Source organism: Streptomyces sp. NPDC050549, from assembly GCF_040655035.1.
Classification (GTDB): Bacteria; Actinomycetota; Actinomycetes; order Streptomycetales; family Streptomycetaceae; genus Streptomyces.
This window is the reverse complement of sequence record NZ_JBFAJD010000024.1, coordinates 21155-36469: the sequence shown is the minus strand read 5'-3', so window position 1 is coordinate 36469 and position 15315 is coordinate 21155. Positions and strand designations below refer to the sequence as shown.

18 protein-coding genes are annotated in these 15315 nt (G+C 70.6%); 9 read left to right on the top strand and 9 right to left on the bottom strand.

Annotation, left to right across the window (positions count from 1 at the left end; translation table 11 throughout):
- Positions 1 to 14 precede the first annotated feature (14 nt).
- The 5 genes from rpmG (at position 15) to AB0I51_RS30030 (ending at position 2593) form a co-directional block, all read left to right on the top strand.
- Entirely contained in the window at positions 15 to 179 is a 165-nt protein-coding gene (gene rpmG, locus AB0I51_RS30050; protein ID WP_093623241.1) for a 50S ribosomal protein L33, read from the top strand.
- A gap of 50 nt (positions 180 to 229) precedes the next feature.
- A complete protein-coding gene (locus tag AB0I51_RS30045; RefSeq protein ID WP_362980441.1) occupies positions 230 to 478 on the top strand; it encodes a type B 50S ribosomal protein L31 in 249 nt (82 codons plus the stop codon).
- On the top strand, positions 475 to 597 hold the full coding sequence (gene ykgO / locus AB0I51_RS30040) for a type B 50S ribosomal protein L36 (RefSeq protein ID WP_014669332.1): 123 nt from the start codon (positions 475 to 477) through the stop codon (positions 595 to 597). The genes AB0I51_RS30045 and ykgO overlap by 4 nt, the downstream gene beginning before the upstream one ends.
- A gap of 142 nt (positions 598 to 739) precedes the next feature.
- On the top strand, positions 740 to 1570 hold the full coding sequence (locus AB0I51_RS30035; RefSeq protein WP_362980439.1) for a PP2C family protein-serine/threonine phosphatase: 831 nt from the start codon (positions 740 to 742) through the stop codon (positions 1568 to 1570).
- A gap of 48 nt (positions 1571 to 1618) precedes the next feature.
- Entirely contained in the window at positions 1619 to 2593 is a 975-nt protein-coding gene (locus tag AB0I51_RS30030) for an MASE1 domain-containing protein (RefSeq protein WP_362980437.1), read from the top strand.
- 13 nt (positions 2594 to 2606) lie between these two features.
- Here AB0I51_RS30030 and AB0I51_RS30025 read toward each other — a convergent pair whose 3' ends face one another.
- Positions 2607 to 3743: a PP2C family protein-serine/threonine phosphatase gene (locus AB0I51_RS30025; protein WP_362980435.1), complete on the bottom strand. Its 1137-nt coding sequence runs from the start codon at positions 3741 to 3743 to the stop codon at positions 2607 to 2609.
- A 188-nt stretch (positions 3744 to 3931) separates the two neighbouring features.
- On the opposite strand from AB0I51_RS30025, the gene AB0I51_RS30020 reads away from it, so the two are divergent.
- Positions 3932 to 4660, top strand: coding sequence for a hypothetical protein (locus AB0I51_RS30020; RefSeq protein ID WP_362980433.1), 729 nt, complete (start codon positions 3932 to 3934; stop codon positions 4658 to 4660).
- Here AB0I51_RS30020 and AB0I51_RS30015 read toward each other — a convergent pair.
- The 6 genes from AB0I51_RS30015 to AB0I51_RS29990 all read right to left on the bottom strand — a co-directional run bounded on the left by AB0I51_RS30015 (position 4626) and on the right by AB0I51_RS29990 (position 10963).
- Positions 4626 to 5159, bottom strand: a complete 534-nt coding sequence (locus AB0I51_RS30015; protein ID WP_362980431.1) for a TerD family protein — start codon at positions 5157 to 5159, stop codon at positions 4626 to 4628. The genes AB0I51_RS30020 and AB0I51_RS30015 overlap by 35 nt on opposite strands.
- A gap of 107 nt (positions 5160 to 5266) precedes the next feature.
- A complete protein-coding gene (locus AB0I51_RS30010) occupies positions 5267 to 6328 on the bottom strand; it encodes a M20/M25/M40 family metallo-hydrolase (protein ID WP_362980626.1) in 1062 nt (353 codons plus the stop codon).
- A 145-nt stretch (positions 6329 to 6473) separates the two neighbouring features.
- The gene (gene argG, locus AB0I51_RS30005) at positions 6474 to 7919 is read right to left on the bottom strand and encodes an argininosuccinate synthase (protein WP_362980429.1); all 1446 of its coding nucleotides are present in this window, start codon (positions 7917 to 7919) and stop codon (positions 6474 to 6476) included.
- A 113-nt stretch (positions 7920 to 8032) separates the two neighbouring features.
- The gene (locus AB0I51_RS30000) at positions 8033 to 9034 is read right to left on the bottom strand and encodes an ABC transporter substrate-binding protein (RefSeq protein WP_362980427.1); all 1002 of its coding nucleotides are present in this window, start codon (positions 9032 to 9034) and stop codon (positions 8033 to 8035) included.
- Positions 9035 to 9086: 52 nt separating this feature from the next.
- On the bottom strand, positions 9087 to 10148 hold the full coding sequence (locus AB0I51_RS29995) for an ABC transporter permease (RefSeq protein WP_362980425.1): 1062 nt from the start codon (positions 10146 to 10148) through the stop codon (positions 9087 to 9089).
- The gene (locus AB0I51_RS29990) at positions 10145 to 10963 is read right to left on the bottom strand and encodes an ATP-binding cassette domain-containing protein (RefSeq protein WP_362980423.1); all 819 of its coding nucleotides are present in this window, start codon (positions 10961 to 10963) and stop codon (positions 10145 to 10147) included. The genes AB0I51_RS29995 and AB0I51_RS29990 overlap by 4 nt, the downstream gene beginning before the upstream one ends.
- Positions 10964 to 11127: 164 nt before the next feature.
- On the opposite strand from AB0I51_RS29990, the gene AB0I51_RS29985 reads away from it, so the two are divergent.
- Positions 11128 to 12123: a LacI family DNA-binding transcriptional regulator gene (locus AB0I51_RS29985; RefSeq protein WP_362980624.1), complete on the top strand. Its 996-nt coding sequence runs from the start codon at positions 11128 to 11130 to the stop codon at positions 12121 to 12123.
- Positions 12124 to 12307: 184 nt separating this feature from the next.
- Here the strand turns inward: AB0I51_RS29985 and AB0I51_RS29980 are convergent, their stop codons facing one another.
- Complete coding sequence (locus tag AB0I51_RS29980) at positions 12308 to 12523, bottom strand: DUF4177 domain-containing protein (protein ID WP_019056094.1); 216 nt, start codon at positions 12521 to 12523, stop codon at positions 12308 to 12310.
- A gap of 274 nt (positions 12524 to 12797) precedes the next feature.
- Here AB0I51_RS29980 and AB0I51_RS29975 point away from each other — a divergent pair, with 274 nt between their 5' ends.
- Both AB0I51_RS29975 and AB0I51_RS29970 read left to right on the top strand, forming a co-directional pair.
- Positions 12798 to 13430 carry a DUF6629 family protein gene (locus AB0I51_RS29975; RefSeq protein ID WP_362980420.1) on the top strand — a complete coding sequence of 211 codons (633 nt, stop codon included), beginning with the start codon at positions 12798 to 12800 and terminating at the stop codon, positions 13428 to 13430.
- A 90-nt stretch (positions 13431 to 13520) separates the two neighbouring features.
- Positions 13521 to 13787: a hypothetical protein gene (locus tag AB0I51_RS29970; protein ID WP_362980418.1), complete on the top strand. Its 267-nt coding sequence runs from the start codon at positions 13521 to 13523 to the stop codon at positions 13785 to 13787.
- Between the two features lie 11 nt (positions 13788 to 13798).
- Here AB0I51_RS29970 and AB0I51_RS29965 read toward each other — a convergent pair whose 3' ends face one another.
- Complete coding sequence (locus AB0I51_RS29965; protein ID WP_362980417.1) at positions 13799 to 15268, bottom strand: L-fucose/L-arabinose isomerase family protein; 1470 nt, start codon at positions 15266 to 15268, stop codon at positions 13799 to 13801.
- Positions 15269 to 15315: the final 47 nt, after the last annotated feature.

Sequence of the window (15315 nt, the reverse complement as noted above, 5' to 3'; positions counted from 1 at the left end):
GGAAGGAGGTCCTCATGGCACGCACCACGAACCGTCCCGTCGTCACCCTGAAGTCGACGGCCGGAACCGGCGTCACCTACGTGACGCGCAAGAACCGTCGCAACGACCCCGACCGGCTGGTCCTGCGCAAGTACGACCCGGTCGCCGGCGAGCACGTCGAATTCCGCGAACAGCGTTGAACCCCGCAGAGCGGCCGTCCCTCCGGGGGCGGTCTGAGGAAGGAAACACCATGAGGTCTGGCATCCACCCCGTGTCCCGTCCGGTCGTCTTCCGCGACCGTGCCGCGGACACCGCGTTCCTCACCACCTCGACGGCGCAGTCCACGCGCACGATCGAGTGGGCGGACGGGAACACCTACCCGCTGATCGACGTCGAGATCTCGTCGGCCAGCCACCCCTTCTACACCGGCAACACGCGGGTCGTGGACACTGCCGGCCGCGTGGAGCGCTTCGAGCGCCGCTACGGGAGGCAGTCATGAAGGTTCGCAACTCCCTGCGCTCGCTGAAGGCCAAGCCCGGCGCGCAGGTGGTCCGCCGCCGCGGTGTGACGTTCGTCATCAACAAGAAGGACCCGCGCTTCAAGGCCCGCCAGGGCTGACACAGCGCAAACGACCGGCCGGCCCGGCCCCGCTTCGTGCGGCGGCCGGGCCGTTGTCGTTCCGGCTCGCATGCGCCGACTCCGGAGGGAAGAAAATCGGTTCTTTATGCTTATAGCGGTACCAACCCCATTGGAGTGGTCGATGTCCCGGATACGCCCGACGGACGACGGCGACGAGCTGCTGGCCAGGCTCGGGACGCTGACCGCCCAGGCGCGCGAGCGGGCGGAGCTGCAGCGCTCCCTGCTGCAACTGGCCGTCGCCCTGCAACGCGGCATGCTGCCCGGAGACATGCCCGTCACCCCCCGGTTCCACCTGGCGGTCAAGTACTCGCCCGCCAACCACGGCCTCAACGTGGGCGGCGACTGGTACGACGCCTTCACCATGCCCGACGGGCGCATAGGCCTGTCCATCGGCGACGTCCAGGGCCACAACATCGAGGCCGCCGCGTTCATGGGCCAGGTCCGGGTCGGCCTGCGCGCCCTCGCCTCCGTCACCAGCGAGCCCGGCGAACTCCTCGCCCTGACCAACGACCTGCTCCTGTCCCTGGGCACCGAACTCTTCGCGACCTGCACCTTCGTACGGCTCGACCCGGCCACCGGGGTGCTGGAGAGCGCGCGGGCCGGACACATACCCTCCGTCTGGGCCACCGCCGACGGCCGGTGCGGCATCGCCGACGACGAGGGCGGACCGCCGCTGGGCATCGCCGCCGGACAGCGGTACCCGGTCACCGAGCACAGGCTCACCACCGGCGGAGTCTTCGTCCTGGTGACCGACGGCGTGGTGGAGGGCCCCTCCATGAGCGTCGACGAAGGCCTCGACCAGGTGATGCGCCTCGCGGGAATCGCCGCCGTGGCCGGCATGGAGGCGGGCTCGCTCGCAGCCGCAGTGATCAAGGGAGCCGAGCGTGTTGGGCACGAGGACGACGCGGCCGTACTGGTCGTGCGACACGACGCGCCCGGGACCGGACCATAGGCCCGCCCCGCGTCGCTCGCCTCGCAGACACGGCGGGGTCGGTGTCTGATGGCAGCTGTGGTGGGTTTCGATGATCTGCGGCGACCGGCCGGGTACGCCCTCCTGACGCTGGCCGTCGCCGGCTGCTACTTCGCGGCGGGACGCCTCGGCCTGCTTCGCGAGCTCGTGGTCGAGGGCGCCGTGTTCACCCCGATCTACCCTCCCACCGGCGTAGCGGTGGCCGCCCTGCTGATCTTCGGGCTGCGGATCTGGCCCGGTATCGCCCTCGGCATCCTGTTCGTGATCATGTCCCTCACCTCGCTCCAGCCGACCGCGCTCGTCGTCCTCGCCGGCAACACCGTGGCCCCCGTCTGCGCCTGCCTCATGCTGCGCCGGGTGGGTTTCCGCACCGACCTCGGCAGACTCCGTGACGGCCTCGCCCTGGTGTTCCTGGGCGCCCTGACCGCCATGCTGATCAGCGCGAGCTGCGGAGTCGTCCTGCTCGTCGTCACCGACAAACTGGCCTCGCACTCCTTCTGGCCGGTCTGGCTGGGCTGGTGGGTGGGCGACGCGATGGGCGTGCTGATCGTCACCCCGCTGCTGCTCATGCTGCGCACGGTGCGTTTCCCGCTGGACCTGCACCGCTGGAAGGAGGCCCTGCTGCTGGTGGCCACCATCGGCGTCATCGTCCTCCTGGTGACACACAGCCACGTCAGCCTGCTGTTCCTGGTCTACCCCCTGCTGATCTGGGCCTCGCTGCGGTTCCGGTTCGCGGGCAGCATGCTCTGCGCCTTGTTCGCCTCCGTCATGGCCACCGTCGCGGCGACCCGGGAGTCGGGTCCCTTCGCCGATCTGACGCATGTCGAGGTGATGATGAAACTCCAGGCCTTCAACGGCACGATGGCCCTCACCGCCCTGCTGCTCTCCTCCGTCATCACCGAGCAGCGCAACACCAGACTCTCGGTGGAGCAGGCCTGCCAGGAGCTGGCCGAGGTCCTGGAACACCTCACCGCTGGCGACCCCCGCCAGGGCGGCCGGCCATGACCGGTCCGTTCCCTCAGAGAAGGCCCGCGTCGCCCCTGCGGCGCAGCACCAGCAGCGCGGTGTCGTCGCGGGGCATGCCCGCCGTATGGCGGCGCAGATCGCCGTAGACCGTGGCCGGAACGTCCTTCGGGAGGACGTCGCCCCAGGCCGCGGCCCGCTCCTCAAGCGGGTAGAAGGCCCCGGACGGATCGCGCGCCTCGGTCACGCCGTCCGTGCAGAGCAGGAGCGTGCCGTCGGCGGGGAAGGCGAACCACTCGACGGTACGCGGCTTGGGGGCCAGCGCGTCCAGGCCCAGCGGCACACAGGGCTCCTGCCGCAGCACCGGATCGGCCCGCTCCTCGTGCAGCAGCAGCGGCGCCACATGACCGCAGTTGATCGCCTGGACCTCCTGCTCACCGTCGACGCCCAGGACGATCGCCGTCACGAACCGCTCCCGCTCACCGGTCTGCGCCGCGAAGGAGTTGTGCCGTAGCACCGCCTCCTCCAGGGCGTCCACGACGGCGGTGAGCGTGGGCTCGGCCACGGCCGCCTCGCGGAAGGCGCTCAGTACCGCGAAGGCCGCGCTGATCGCCTGGAGACCCTTGCCCTGGACGTCGGCGATGAAGACCCGGGTGCCGTAGGGGGAGGCGACGACCTCGTAGACGTCGCCGCCCACCCGGCTGTCCTCCTCCACGGGCCGGTAGAGGCCGTGGACCAGGAGTTGGTCGGTCATCAGGGGGAACGGGCGCAGGATCTGCCGCTGGAGAGCGGCAGCGGCGGAACGCAGCCGGGCGATCTCGCCCTCCCAGCGGATCCGCTGCGTCGCCCGCGCCACGCTGAGGCCGTTGAACACCAGGGTGAAGGCGATGACCGCCGCGTCCGCTCCCACCGTGTGCAGCGGTGTGTCGAAGAGGGAACCGGCGATGACGATCGTCACCCACACGGACGCCACTGTGGTCTGCCGCACGGTGCCGCGCCCGGCGATCAGCGCTGGCAGCACCACCAGAAAGGGGGCCGGCCGGGTGTCGCGGCCCAGGACGATACCGGTCAACGCCACCAGCGCCGTGGTGCTGACCAGCCAGAACACCACCGCGGCCCAGCTGAGCGGAGGCGTGGACCGCTGCCCGGGGTCGGCCACGGTGGAACCGGCCGGATCTCCAGAGATACGCACCGGCCCTCCCACTGCCTGCGGTCGTCGGCCAACCGTCGGGAACACTTCCCACTCTTCAATATCAGCCCCATGTGTACCGTCCGCGAGCCGCAACACCACTCCGGCCCGGACCGGGACGCACCTGACCCCGTCAGGGGGGTTAGATTCCGATATGTGTGTTCGTCCAAGGGTGGGGGAGTGGGGAGAGCGTGTTCATCTGGCGCACACTGCGGGGTGAATGGCAGGGCATCGTCGTCGATCCCGTACGACAGCTGCTGCGGCGCGGACTGCCGGGTATGTCCCTGGCGTTCCTCGCCGCCTTCGGCGTCATCTTCTTCCATGCGCTGGCGCAGCGTCCGGGCGGCGCGGCGATCGTCCGGGACCTCGGTGGAGTCCAGGGCGACCTGCCGCTGTGGCTCGCACTGCTGCGCACTCCGATATCGCTGTACGTGCCGGCCCTCGACCTGCCCGTGTGGGCCGGCATCACCCAGCTGTTCCTGGCGTTCGCGCTGGCCGAACTGGCGCTGGGCCGGGCCCGCACCCTGGTCGTCGCCTACGCGACCACGCTGGCCGGCACCCTCACCGTGCGGGTCATGCTCCTGATCGGGCCCGGCTGCGGAGGCATCGGGCTGCGGCCCGAGATCGGGCACGTCCTCGACACCGGGCCGTCCGCGGCGGTCGTAGGACTCTTCACCTATCTCGCCGTCGTCCGCCGCGCTCCCGTCGTGTTCGTCCTCACCGGAGGGTCCATGGTGTGGGAGTCGATCGTGAAGCCCAACCTGGCGGGTCGCGAGCACCTGGTGGCGGTGGGCACTGCCATCGTCCTCGGCCTGGTCCACGAACTGCGCCACAGGCGTCCCACCGCCGCCACCCTGCTCCCGCACTTCAAAGCGGACCGGCCGGTCAGGCCTGAGGCACGCTGCCCATCTCCGCACTGAAGCCGTGCGGCTCGCTGTCGAACCCGCGCACCATCGGGCGGAACTCCCAGTCTCCGGAGGCGACCTTGGTGAACTCCCCGACGGTTGCCGCGGTGGACCCGCCCACCCCGGCGAAGTCGTCCGACAGCAGCTCCTTGTACCCCTCCACGACCAGCGCCCTGGCGTGCGACAGATCACCGAAGGTCCGCGTCCCGCCGTTCTGATGGATCGCCACCCCCACGACCACCCGCCCGAAGGACGTGGCGAGCCGGTCGAGTTCGAGGACCATCACCTCCATGTAGCCGTACCCCTGGCCGCTCTCGCTGTGCCGGCTCATGTTGATCGTGCCGTCCGGCGAGCGGCTCTCGGAGTTGACGACGTACACCGGCCGTCCGTGCGGTGCGTCGGCGGAGTAGGTCGCCGCGACGATGTCCAGGTGGCGCGGCTGCTCTCCCCAGGGACTCGGATCCCAGCGGAGTCGTACTTCGACCTTTCCCACGACCTTGCTGACACTGCTCACTGATCGCCGCTCCCGAATCGGGCCATCACGGGACGTTTCCCGCATGGCCAAGTATCGCTCTTCGACGGCCTGTTGATGCCCACCGAACAGACCTGTCATGCCCGGGGTCAAGCGCTCCGGATCGCGTCCACCAGTCCGGCGACGAGGTTCGCCCGCTCGGTCATCGACGCGACGACCAGATACTCGTGGTCGGCGTGCGCCCCGCCCCCGACCGCGCCCAGGCCGTCGAGCGTCGGCACTCCCAGCGCGGCCGTGAAGTTGCCGTCGCTGCCACCGCCGACCGCTCTGCCCTCGAGACCGGGGAGCAGCCGTTGTGCCACCGCGAACAGTTCGGCCGCCGCCGACTCGGCCATCGGCGGCCGGGCGACACTTCCCCGTACGGTGATCACGGCCTCGTCGAGACGCGGGGCGAGGGCGGCGAACGCGGACTCGATCCGCTCCTTCTCCTCGGCCGACTCGACCCGGACGTCCACGACGACGGTCGCCGCAGCCGGTACGACGTTGTCCAGCGTGCCCGCCGCCGCGACGGTCGGGGTGACCGTCGTACCGACCTCGGGCCGCCCCAACTCCGCGATGGCCAACACCTGGTGGGCCGCCTCGACCAGCGCGTTCACCCCGGCGGCGGGCTCCAGTCCCGCGTGCGAGGCCCGGCCCGCGACGGACACCTCGAACGTGCCGCAGCCCTTGCGGCCGGTCTTCACACCACCGCCGTCGGCGGACCCCTCGACCACCAGCACGGCACCGCAGGCGAGGGCGCGCTCCTCGATGAGAGCCCGGGAGGAGTGGGAGCCGACCTCCTCGTCGGCGGTCACCAGGATCTCGACGCCGGACCGGTCGTCGAGCGACGCCAGCCCGTGGACCGCCTGCACCAGACCGCCGAGCATGTCGAAGACACCGGGTCCTGTCGCACGTCCGTCCTCGACCTGGAAGGGTCGGCGCGCCAGGGTACCGAGCGGGAACACCGTGTCGTGGTGACCGAGGATCAGCACGCGGGGGGTGCCACCGCCGGACCAGTGGACGTGCGGCCCGCCTTCACTGTCGACGAGGACGGCCCGACCGCCGAGCCGCCCCTCGACGACGGAGGCGACGGTCTCGGCCGACTTCCGCAAGGCGTCCAGGTCACGGGAGGGGGACTCGACCTCGACGAGGGTCCGGAGGTCGTCGATCATCGCGTCGACACTTGTGCCGACCGTCTCGCTTGTGGTCACGGGGGAAGGGTACGTGGGCCCCGTTCGCGACCCGGTCGACGAAGGGCCGGCCCGACGGCGAACGCGTCGAACCGGCCCAACGGCGGTGCTGATCCCCGGAGTCCGGTCAGTCCGTGCCGGACTCCATCGCGGCGCGGTCCAGCAGAGCTTCGTCCTCGGAGACCTCGCCGCGGGAGGCGATGGCCTCGGCGCCGCCCTCCGGCATGCTGCCGATGAGGCCGGTCGCGGCGGCCTGCGCGGCACCGATCGCCGCGTTGCCGCTGCCGATCAGACCGAGCACCGCGTACTGCTCCAGCTTGGCGCGGGAGTCGGCGATGTCGAGGTTGCGCATGGTGAGCTGGCCGATCCGGTCGACCGGGCCGAAGGCCGAGTCCTCGGTGCGCTCCATGGACAGCTTGTCCGGGTGGTAGCTGAACGCCGGGCCCGCGGTGTCGAGCAGCGAGTAGTCCTCGCCGCGCCGCAGCCGCAGGGTGACCTCACCGGTGATCGCCGAGCCGACCCAGCGCTGCAGGGACTCCCGGACCATGAGGGCCTGCGGGTCCAGCCAGCGGCCCTCGTACATGAGGCGGCCCAGGCGACGGCCCTCGTTGTGGTACTGGGCGACGGTGTCCTCGTTGTGGATCGCGTTCACGAGGCGCTCGTAGGCGGCGTGCAGCAGGGCCATGCCCGGTGCCTCGTAGATGCCGCGGCTCTTGGCCTCGATGATCCGGTTCTCGATCTGGTCCGACATGCCCAGGCCGTGCCGGCCGCCGATGGCGTTGGCCTCCATCACCAGGTCGACGGGGGTGGCGAACTCCTTGCCGTTGATCGTCACCGGGCGGCCCTGGTCGAAGCCGATCGTCACGTCCTCGGTGGCGATCTCGACCGACGGGTCCCAGAACCGGACGCCCATGATCGGCTCCACGGTCTCCACGCCCGTGTCGAGGTGCTCCAGCGTCTTGGCCTCGTGGGTGGCACCCCAGATGTTGGCGTCGGTGGAGTACGCCTTCTCCGTGCTGTCGCGGTAGGGCAGCTCGTGCGCGAGCAGCCACTCCGACATCTCCTTGCGGCCTCCGAGCTCGGTCACGAAGTCCGCGTCCAGCCAGGGCTTGTAGATCCGCAGGTGCGGGTTGGCGAGCAGGCCGTAGCGGTAGAACCGCTCGATGTCGTTGCCCTTGAAGGTCGAGCCGTCGCCCCAGATCTGGACGTCGTCCTCCAGCATCGCCCGGACCAGCAGCGTGCCGGTGACGGCACGGCCCAGCGGGGTGGTGTTGAAATAGGCGCGCCCGCCGGAGCGGATGTGGAACGCCCCGCAGGTCAGCGCGGCCAGACCTTCCTCGACCAGCGCCGCACGGCAGTCGACCAGACGCGCGATCTCGGCGCCGTAGGCCTTCGCGCGGCCGGGCACCGAGGCGATGTCGGGCTCGTCGTACTGGCCGATGTCGGCGGTGTAGGTGCAGGGGACGGCACCCTTGTCGCGCATCCAGGCGACCGCGACCGAGGTGTCGAGTCCGCCCGAGAAGGCGATGCCGACGCGCTCGCCGGTGGGGAGGGAGGTGAGGACCTTAGACATAGGAAGATTATGCACGCTCGCGCATGGTCATGCAAAGTCCCCCTTCTGGAGCAGTTCTGCCGGGCGCCCCGGAAGCGGTGGGGTGCCCGGCAGAACCTGTGGTCGCGGTCCGGTCAGCAGCCCGCCTTGTAGAAGTACTTGCTGATCTCGGGCTGGTTCATGTTCGCCTTGGTGATGGCGACCATGTTGGTGCCGATCGACTTCTGGACCGACTTGCCCTCGAAGGCGGCGGCCAGCTGGTCCACGGCCTCCTTGCCGATCGCCGCCGGGTCCTGCGCGACCAGCACCTGGAGGGTGCCCGCCTTGAGGGAGGCGACCTCGTCCGGCTCGGCGTCGAACGCGGCGACCTTCACCGCGCCCTGCTTGCCGGCCTGCTTGAGACCGGTGGCTATGCCGGTACCGGTGTTGGTGTTGCCCGCGAAGACACCGCCCAGGTCGGGGTGGGCTGCCAGCGTCGACTGGATCTGGGAGGCCGCGGTGGCCGGCAGGTCGTTGTCGTAGAGCGTGGGCAGCATCTTGATGTTCGGGTACTTCTTCATCTCCTCGGTGAAGCCCTTGATGCGGGCGTCCGTGGTGGAGACACCGGGCTTGACGCTGATGACGATCGCCGAGCCCTTCTCGTTCATCAGCTTGGCGAGCGCGTCGGCAGCCACCCGGCCGCCCCTCTCGTTGTCCGACGAGATCCGGGTGATGCCGATCGAGGAGTCCGTGACCGTCGTGTCCACGAGGGCGACCTTCGTCCCGGCCGACTGGATCTGCTTGAGCGACGGGGTGAGCGCGCTGACGTCGACCGGCGAGATCAGCAGCCCGTCGGGCCGCGACGCCGCCACCGAGTCGAGGAGGGGCCGCTGCACCGACACGTCCCACTGCGCGGAACCGTCCGCCGAGAAGTCCATGCCCTTGGCCTTGGCCTCGGTCTGCGCCGCACAGGTCATGGTGATGTAGAAGGGGTCGCTCTTCACGCCGGTGATCAGCCGGACCTTCTTCCCGGAGGCGCCCCCCTTCGATCCCGAACCGCCGCTGTCGCTCGACGAACTGCAGGCGGCGGCGCCGGTCAGGACCAGCACGGTGCCGGCGGCGACCAGTACTTTGCGCGTGATGCGAATGCTCGACATAAGGCTGTCCTCCAGGGTCGTACGAGAGTTGGGGCGAAGGTCGGGGAGGGGGTCACACACGCTCTCTGGTCTTCCTGCGCATCTGGTCGATGTAGACGGCCGCGACCAGGACGACACCGACGGCGACGTCCTGCCAGTACTGCTGCACGCCGATGACGATCAGTCCGGTCGTCAGCACGGCGGGGATGAACACACCGATCACCGTGCCGAGTACGGACCCCCGCCCGCCGAACAGGCTGGTGCCGCCCAGGACCACCGCGGTGATCACCTTCAGGTTGTCGGTGGAGTGCCCGGCGATGGACGTCGTGCCGTACGAGGCCAGCCACATCACCGCGCCGAGACCGGCCAGCAGGCCCATCAGGCCGTACACCATGATCAGATGGCGGCCCACCGGGATGCCCGCGCGCCGGACGGCGGTCGGGTTGGAGCCGATCGCCAGGGTGTGGCTGCCGAACCGCGTTGCGCCGAGCACCGCGCCGAACAGGGCGGTGACCACCGCGGCCAGGATGACCATCCACGGGATGCCGGCCAACTTGCCGAAGCCCAGGCTGTTCTGGAGGTGGGTGGCGGCGGCACCGGCCGGGTCCTGGCCGCCGGTGGCGAGTTCGGCGATGCCCAGCGCCGCGCCGAGACCGCCCAGGGTCACGATCAGCGGCGGCACCTTTCCGGTCGCCACCACCGCTCCCTGCAACGCGCCCCAACCCGCGCCCACCGCAAGGGCTATGACGACACAGACGGCGACCGTGCCCCAGCTGGAGGCGGGTCCGCCGTGGTGGATGTTGTACTCGCCCGCCGCGACCGCCGCCAGCACCAGCACCGAGCCGATCGACAGGTCGATGCCGGCGGTGATGATCACGAACGTCATGCCGACACCGAGCACCAGATAGATGGCCGCGTTCACGGCGATCTGCGTGAGGTCGTACTGCGTGAAGAACTTGCCCGGCGCCGCGATGGTGAAGAACGCGACCAGCGCGACGAGGATCACGAAGGTCCACAACTCGCTGATGCCGGCGGCCCGTCGCAGCCACGGGGGTATCGCGAGGCGTCCGCCGTCGGCCGGGGGCGGATCCTGCGCCGGGGCGGCCGGTTTGATGTCCTGGCTGTTGGCGCTCATCGCCCGTCCTCCGCTTCCGTCGCGCCGACCGGGCCGGGGCCGCCGTTGGGCACGGGCTCGTCCAGTGATCCGGTCATGGCGCCGACGAGTTTCTCGATCGTGGCGTCGGCCGCGGTGAACGAGGCGACCCGGCGGCCCAGCCGCAGCACCTCGACCCGGTCCGCGACCGACAGCACCTCGGGCATGTTGTGGCTGATGAGGACGACGCAGATGCCCCGGTCGGCGACCCTGCGCACGGTCTCCAGGACCCGGGCGCGCTGCACGACGCCCAGAGCGGCCGTCGGCTCGTCCATGAAGATGACCTTGTTGGCGAAGGCGACCGCGCGGGCGACGGCCACGGACTGCCGCTGCCCGCCCGACAACGTTGTCACAGGAGCCGTCACATCTTTCAGTTCGACTCCCAGTTCACCGAAGGCCGCGATGGCCTCCCGCCGCATCGTGGGCCGGTCCAGCACGCCCAGACGGCCGAGCAGACCCCCGCGTACGAGTTCCCTGCCGAGGTAGAGATTGGCCGCCGCGTCCAGATCGGGCGCCAGTGAAAGATCCTGGTAGACGGTCTCGACTCCGTGTCGTTGCGCGTCCATCGGCCCCGTGAACCGGACCGGCACCCCGTCGAGGCGCACCTCGCCCTCGTCCGGGGTGAGCACGCCGGACAGTACGTTCACCAACGTCGACTTGCCGGCACCGTTGTCACCGATCAGTGCGACGACCTCACCGGCGTACGCCGTGAAGTCGGCGCCCTGGAGCGCCTGGACATGGCCGAAACGCTTGACCACGCCGTGTGCCGCGAGAAGTGGTTCCCTTGCAGAGGCCATGCTGTGCTTTCTGGTTGGTATCGTTAACAGTTCGTCGATTCTGGGAGGCCCATGAGTGGGCGTCAAGGGTCGGGACGGACACGGTTCGGGCGCACGCCGTCGGCCCGTCGGTCCGGTCGCGCGCGACGAGATCTGGAGGACGTGGCGTGGCCAGTCGTCCCAGGATGAAAGACGTGGCCGCGGAAGCGGGCGTGAGCGTGATGACGGTGTCCCGGGTGGTCAACCGCGAGGCGGGCGTGGCGCCCCGCACCGCCGCTCGTGTCGAGGCGGCGGTCCGCAAGCTGGGCTATCAACGCGACGACGTGGCGCGGCAGTTGCGCCGTACGGACCAGTTGAGCCAGACCATCGGGCTGATGGTGGACAACGTTGCCGACCCCTTCATGGCCGCCGTCGCCTCGGCCATCGAGGACATCGCCCACCGGCGCGGCAACATGGTCCTCATCGGCTCCAGCCGCGCCGACCCGCACCGCGAACGGGAGGTTGTCGCGGCCTTCACCGCCCGTCGTGTCGACGGTCTGATCCTCACCCCGGCCGCGGGCAGCCACCGCTTTCTGCGCCCGGCGCAGGCGCGGGGCACGAAGATCGTGTGCGTGGACCGGGCGGCACCGGGCCTGGACGTGGACACCGTCGTGGTGGACAACTTCGGCGCGGTGGAACAGGCCGTACGCCATCTCGTCGCGCACGGCCACCGCCGTATCGGCTACCTCGGCGACAGACGGGAGATCTGGACCTTCGGCGAACGCCATCGCGGCTATCTGGCGGCCCTGAGCGCCGCGGGCATAGACGCCGATCCGGCGCTCGTCCGGCACGGACTCGGTTCCGGCGCGGACGCCGCCCGGGCCGTCACCGCGATCCTCTCCGCGCCCGAACCGCCCACGGCCGTGCTCGCGGGCAACGAGGTCCTCGCGCTGGGCGCGCTGCCGGTGCTGCCCGGCGGCCTCGCGTTCATCGCCTTCGACGACTTCGCGCTGGCCGCGCAGTTGACCCCGCCGGTCACCGTCATCGCGCAGGACCCGGTCGCCCTCGCCACGAGCGCCGCGCATCTGCTGTTCGCCCGCATCCACGGCGACATGTCACCGCCGCGCCGGGTGGTCATGCCGACCGAACTGATCCCGCGCGGGTCGGGGGAGATCCCGGGACCCGGTACGCCTCGGCGCTGACGACTCCCGGCCTCTGCCACGCGCACGGAGTCGGCCACCGCTCGGGGCCCGCCCGGACGGATCATGCCGCAGACGCGGGGCCCGGCACGCCCTCCTCCGCCTTGCAGCCGGACGCGCCGGGCCCCGCTGACCGGCAGCGATCGGTCGCCGTTTCCCTCCGGCGTCCCGATCCGCCGGACAGGCGCTACGCGCGGGGCCGCTCGAAGGTGAGGAGCAGGCCCTCGACCGCACCGGGACCGATCCGGCCCTTGACGTCGGCGGCGGTGATCGCCTTCAGGCCCCAGCCGTCCTCGGCGTGCTTGTTCAGGACCTTCTCCAGCTTGTCGCTGTCCAGCGCGTCGCCGATCAGCGACTCCCGGAAGCTGACGACCTTGTACTCGAACGTGTAGGCGTTGCTCATGGCTGAGATGTCCTCCTGTGCGTGCGCACGGTGTGCGGTGGGCGGGGTCAGCCAATCACGGCAGGACGCTCGCGCGCAGGCCGGGGGTGGTTTCGGGACCCGGCCGTCAACTGGGCCGGGGGACAGATGCGTTGATCGGGCCGGGGGCCGAAAGGGACCCTGCGGATATGCCGTCACGGCGTGCCGCGGCCGTGGTGCCACCCGGCGCATGGCGGGGCGGAGACGTAGCGTGAAGGAGGCGCAGGCGGATGCGGACCGATCCCGTGGGGGAGCGATGTGCTGGAGTGCGAAGGCCGATTTCGTCGTGGGCGCGGGCGTACTCGCCGTAGGCGTGGCCTGTGTGGCCCGGACCCGGCGGCCGGCCGATCTTCCGCTGGCCGCCCTGCCGTGGCTGCTCGGTGTCCACCAGATCGTCGAGTCGCTGGTGTGGTCCGCCGGCGGAGGCACCGGTGCCGCCACCCTCACCTGGGCCGTCATCGCGCTGCCGCTGCTGGCGGTGTGGGTTCCGGCGGGTGTGTGGTGCGCGGCGCCACCGCGGGCGCGGCCCCGGCTCGCCGTACTGCTGGCGATCGGGGCGGCCACGGCCGCGGCACTCGCCCACGCTCTCGTCGCGCACTCGGTGACGTCCGACATCCGCGGCCACACCGTCGGGTACGTCGTCGACCTCTCCCACCCGCAACTGGTCATTGCCGGCTACCTGCTGGCGACGGTCGGCTCGCTGCTCCTGTCCGGGGACCGCGGGCTGCTGTTGCTGGGGATCCTGGTCGCGGTCGGCGCGCTTGTCTGCTGGACGCTGTGGGAGCTGGAGTTCGTCTCCACCTGGTGCGCGGTCGTCGCGGTGTCCTCGGTGGTCCTGTTCTTCTGGGTGCGCGGCCGGTGTCCCGGGCGGCCGGTCGCACGACTGTGAAGAGGACGGGGCGCGAGTTCAGGGAGGGGCCAAAGTGTCCTGCGTACAACTTCGTTGATGCCGGGCGGTGCTGTCGGGTTGGATGGCGCCATGGAACACGTTGACGTAGAGCTGTTCACAGACGGCGGGAACGACGCCGTGGTCCGTCTGCCCGGTCGCCGGTTCCCCGGTGTGCTGATCCAGGGCGACTCCCTGCACATACTCCGCAGCGATGTGGCCGAGGTGGTGGAGGCCTGCGAGCGCGGCGACCTCGCCGAGGCGGGGGAGTCCGCGGGGCTGCTGCTGGCCGGCCTCGACGCACTGCTGACCCGCTACTCCGTGGCGCTGGCGAACCACAGCATCCAAGCGCCCTACTGACCCGACCGCCCTCACACCTCCCGGTGCTCGATGCCCAGCAGACTCGCGGCGGCGCGGAAGTCGGCGGAGTGGTGGCCGAGGGCGAGGGACCAGTGGTGGCCGACGCCGGTGGCGCTCCACGCGTCGACCCACTCGCCGGGATCGCGGCCGAAGTCGACCCGGCTGGTGGTGTTGCCGATCGCGAGCAGCGGTCCGGGTACGACGCTGCCCTCGGACGTGATGAACGAGAGGGAGCCGTCGGCGTCCTGGCCGAGGCCGACCAGGGTCACGGGACCGTGCTGGACGTCGAACTCCACGCTGACGCCCCAGCCGCGCTTGCCGTGATAGACGCCCAGGCCGCGCAGCAGCGGGTCGCGGGCGCTGACCACGAGGTGCGCGGGCCCGTCGTGCCCCATCTCCACCACCCCGTCCTCGAAGTCGAGGGCCTGGATCTCGGTGAAGGAACCCCCGGCGCCGATGCTCTGCGTCGCCAACTGGGCCAGGCTGGTGCGCAGTTCGTACTCACCGGCGGCCGGCACACCCCGGGCGGTGAGCAGGGAGGCACCCAGGATCATGCCGGCGCCGAGCCTTTCGTGCAGTTCGCCGTCGAGACCGCGGTGGTAGTAGGCGAGGGTGTCGAGACCGAAGTCCTCGACGAGCCGGTCGAGCGCGACCGACACGGTCGCCCCCCACGCCAGGTCCTCGTCGACCACGCTGTCGTCCACGGCGAAGATCCGCCGGGCGAGCGCCGTGCGCTCACGCGTCTCGGTCTCGCTCACCCGCTCCACCCGTTGCCGTAGATCGTCGAACTCCAGCACCTCGACGTGCGAGCCGAATGTCGCCGGGAGCAGCGTCAGATCCGTCGACACGTCGAGCATGCCGGGATACAGGTGCCCCATCAGACCGTGCCGGGCGTGCCGGAGCGCCGCCCGGACCCGCGCCGCCCGGACCCACTGCTCGATGCGTCGCCAGGCCGACTCCTGGCGCAGCCAGCCCGACACCGAACGGAAGGGGATGCCGGCCCGCCGGAAGACGTTGCCGATCTCGGGCACCGGGCACTGTCCGCAGTAGGCGAGCCAGGCGCCCGTGTCGAAGGAGGCGTGGTCCATCCGCTCGGACGGCTGGAGGTCGATGACCAGGACGGGGGTGTGTGAGCGCTGGGCGATCGGCAGCACCATCGACGAGGTCAGGTACGTCGTCAGGAAAAGGACGATCAAGTCGCAGTCCGCGCGCCTGAGTTGCTCGGCGGCGACCGCTCCCTCCGTGGCGTCGGAGATGAAGCCGACGTCCGTCACCTCCGCGTCCAACTGCCGGAAGCGGTCGGCCACATAGGCGGACGACTCCTGCAACTGCGGGAGGAGGTCGGGGAATTGCGGCCAGTAGGTGCCGAGCCCGCCCGCCACCAGTCCGATCCGGGTCCGGCGGCGGGTCACCGGGGGAAGCAACTCCCCCAGGGCGGCGATGCGTTCCGCGGTCACGGTGATGGGTTCGGTCGTTGCCATGGTGCGGTGTTCCTTCCGGGGACCGGTACGGATTCGGGTCCGGGCCG

What these genes read in the sequence shown, in the direction of transcription:
- rpmG (WP_093623241.1), top strand. Translation starts at nt 15, where the DNA reads ATGGCACGCACCACGAACCGTCCCGTCGTCACCCTGAAGTCGACGGCC.
- AB0I51_RS30045 (WP_362980441.1), top strand. Translation starts at nt 230, where the DNA reads ATGAGGTCTGGCATCCACCCCGTGTCCCGTCCGGTCGTCTTCCGCGAC.
- ykgO (WP_014669332.1), top strand. Translation starts at nt 475, where the DNA reads ATGAAGGTTCGCAACTCCCTGCGCTCGCTGAAGGCCAAGCCCGGCGCG.
- AB0I51_RS30035 (WP_362980439.1), top strand. Translation starts at nt 740, where the DNA reads ATGTCCCGGATACGCCCGACGGACGACGGCGACGAGCTGCTGGCCAGG.
- AB0I51_RS30030 (WP_362980437.1), top strand. Translation starts at nt 1,619, where the DNA reads ATGGCAGCTGTGGTGGGTTTCGATGATCTGCGGCGACCGGCCGGGTAC.
- AB0I51_RS30010 (WP_362980626.1), bottom strand. Translation starts at nt 6,328, where the DNA reads ATGATCGACGACCTCCGGACCCTCGTCGAGGTCGAGTCCCCCTCCCGT.
- argG (WP_362980429.1), bottom strand. Translation starts at nt 7,919, where the DNA reads ATGTCTAAGGTCCTCACCTCCCTCCCCACCGGCGAGCGCGTCGGCATC.
- AB0I51_RS30000 (WP_362980427.1), bottom strand. Translation starts at nt 9,034, where the DNA reads ATGTCGAGCATTCGCATCACGCGCAAAGTACTGGTCGCCGCCGGCACC.
- AB0I51_RS29995 (WP_362980425.1), bottom strand. Translation starts at nt 10,148, where the DNA reads ATGAGCGCCAACAGCCAGGACATCAAACCGGCCGCCCCGGCGCAGGAT.
- AB0I51_RS29990 (WP_362980423.1), bottom strand. Translation starts at nt 10,963, where the DNA reads ATGGCCTCTGCAAGGGAACCACTTCTCGCGGCACACGGCGTGGTCAAG.
- AB0I51_RS29985 (WP_362980624.1), top strand. Translation starts at nt 11,128, where the DNA reads ATGAAAGACGTGGCCGCGGAAGCGGGCGTGAGCGTGATGACGGTGTCC.
- AB0I51_RS29980 (WP_019056094.1), bottom strand. Translation starts at nt 12,523, where the DNA reads ATGAGCAACGCCTACACGTTCGAGTACAAGGTCGTCAGCTTCCGGGAG.
- AB0I51_RS29975 (WP_362980420.1), top strand. Translation starts at nt 12,798, where the DNA reads ATGTGCTGGAGTGCGAAGGCCGATTTCGTCGTGGGCGCGGGCGTACTC.
- AB0I51_RS29970 (WP_362980418.1), top strand. Translation starts at nt 13,521, where the DNA reads ATGGAACACGTTGACGTAGAGCTGTTCACAGACGGCGGGAACGACGCC.
- AB0I51_RS29965 (WP_362980417.1), bottom strand. Translation starts at nt 15,268, where the DNA reads ATGGCAACGACCGAACCCATCACCGTGACCGCGGAACGCATCGCCGCC.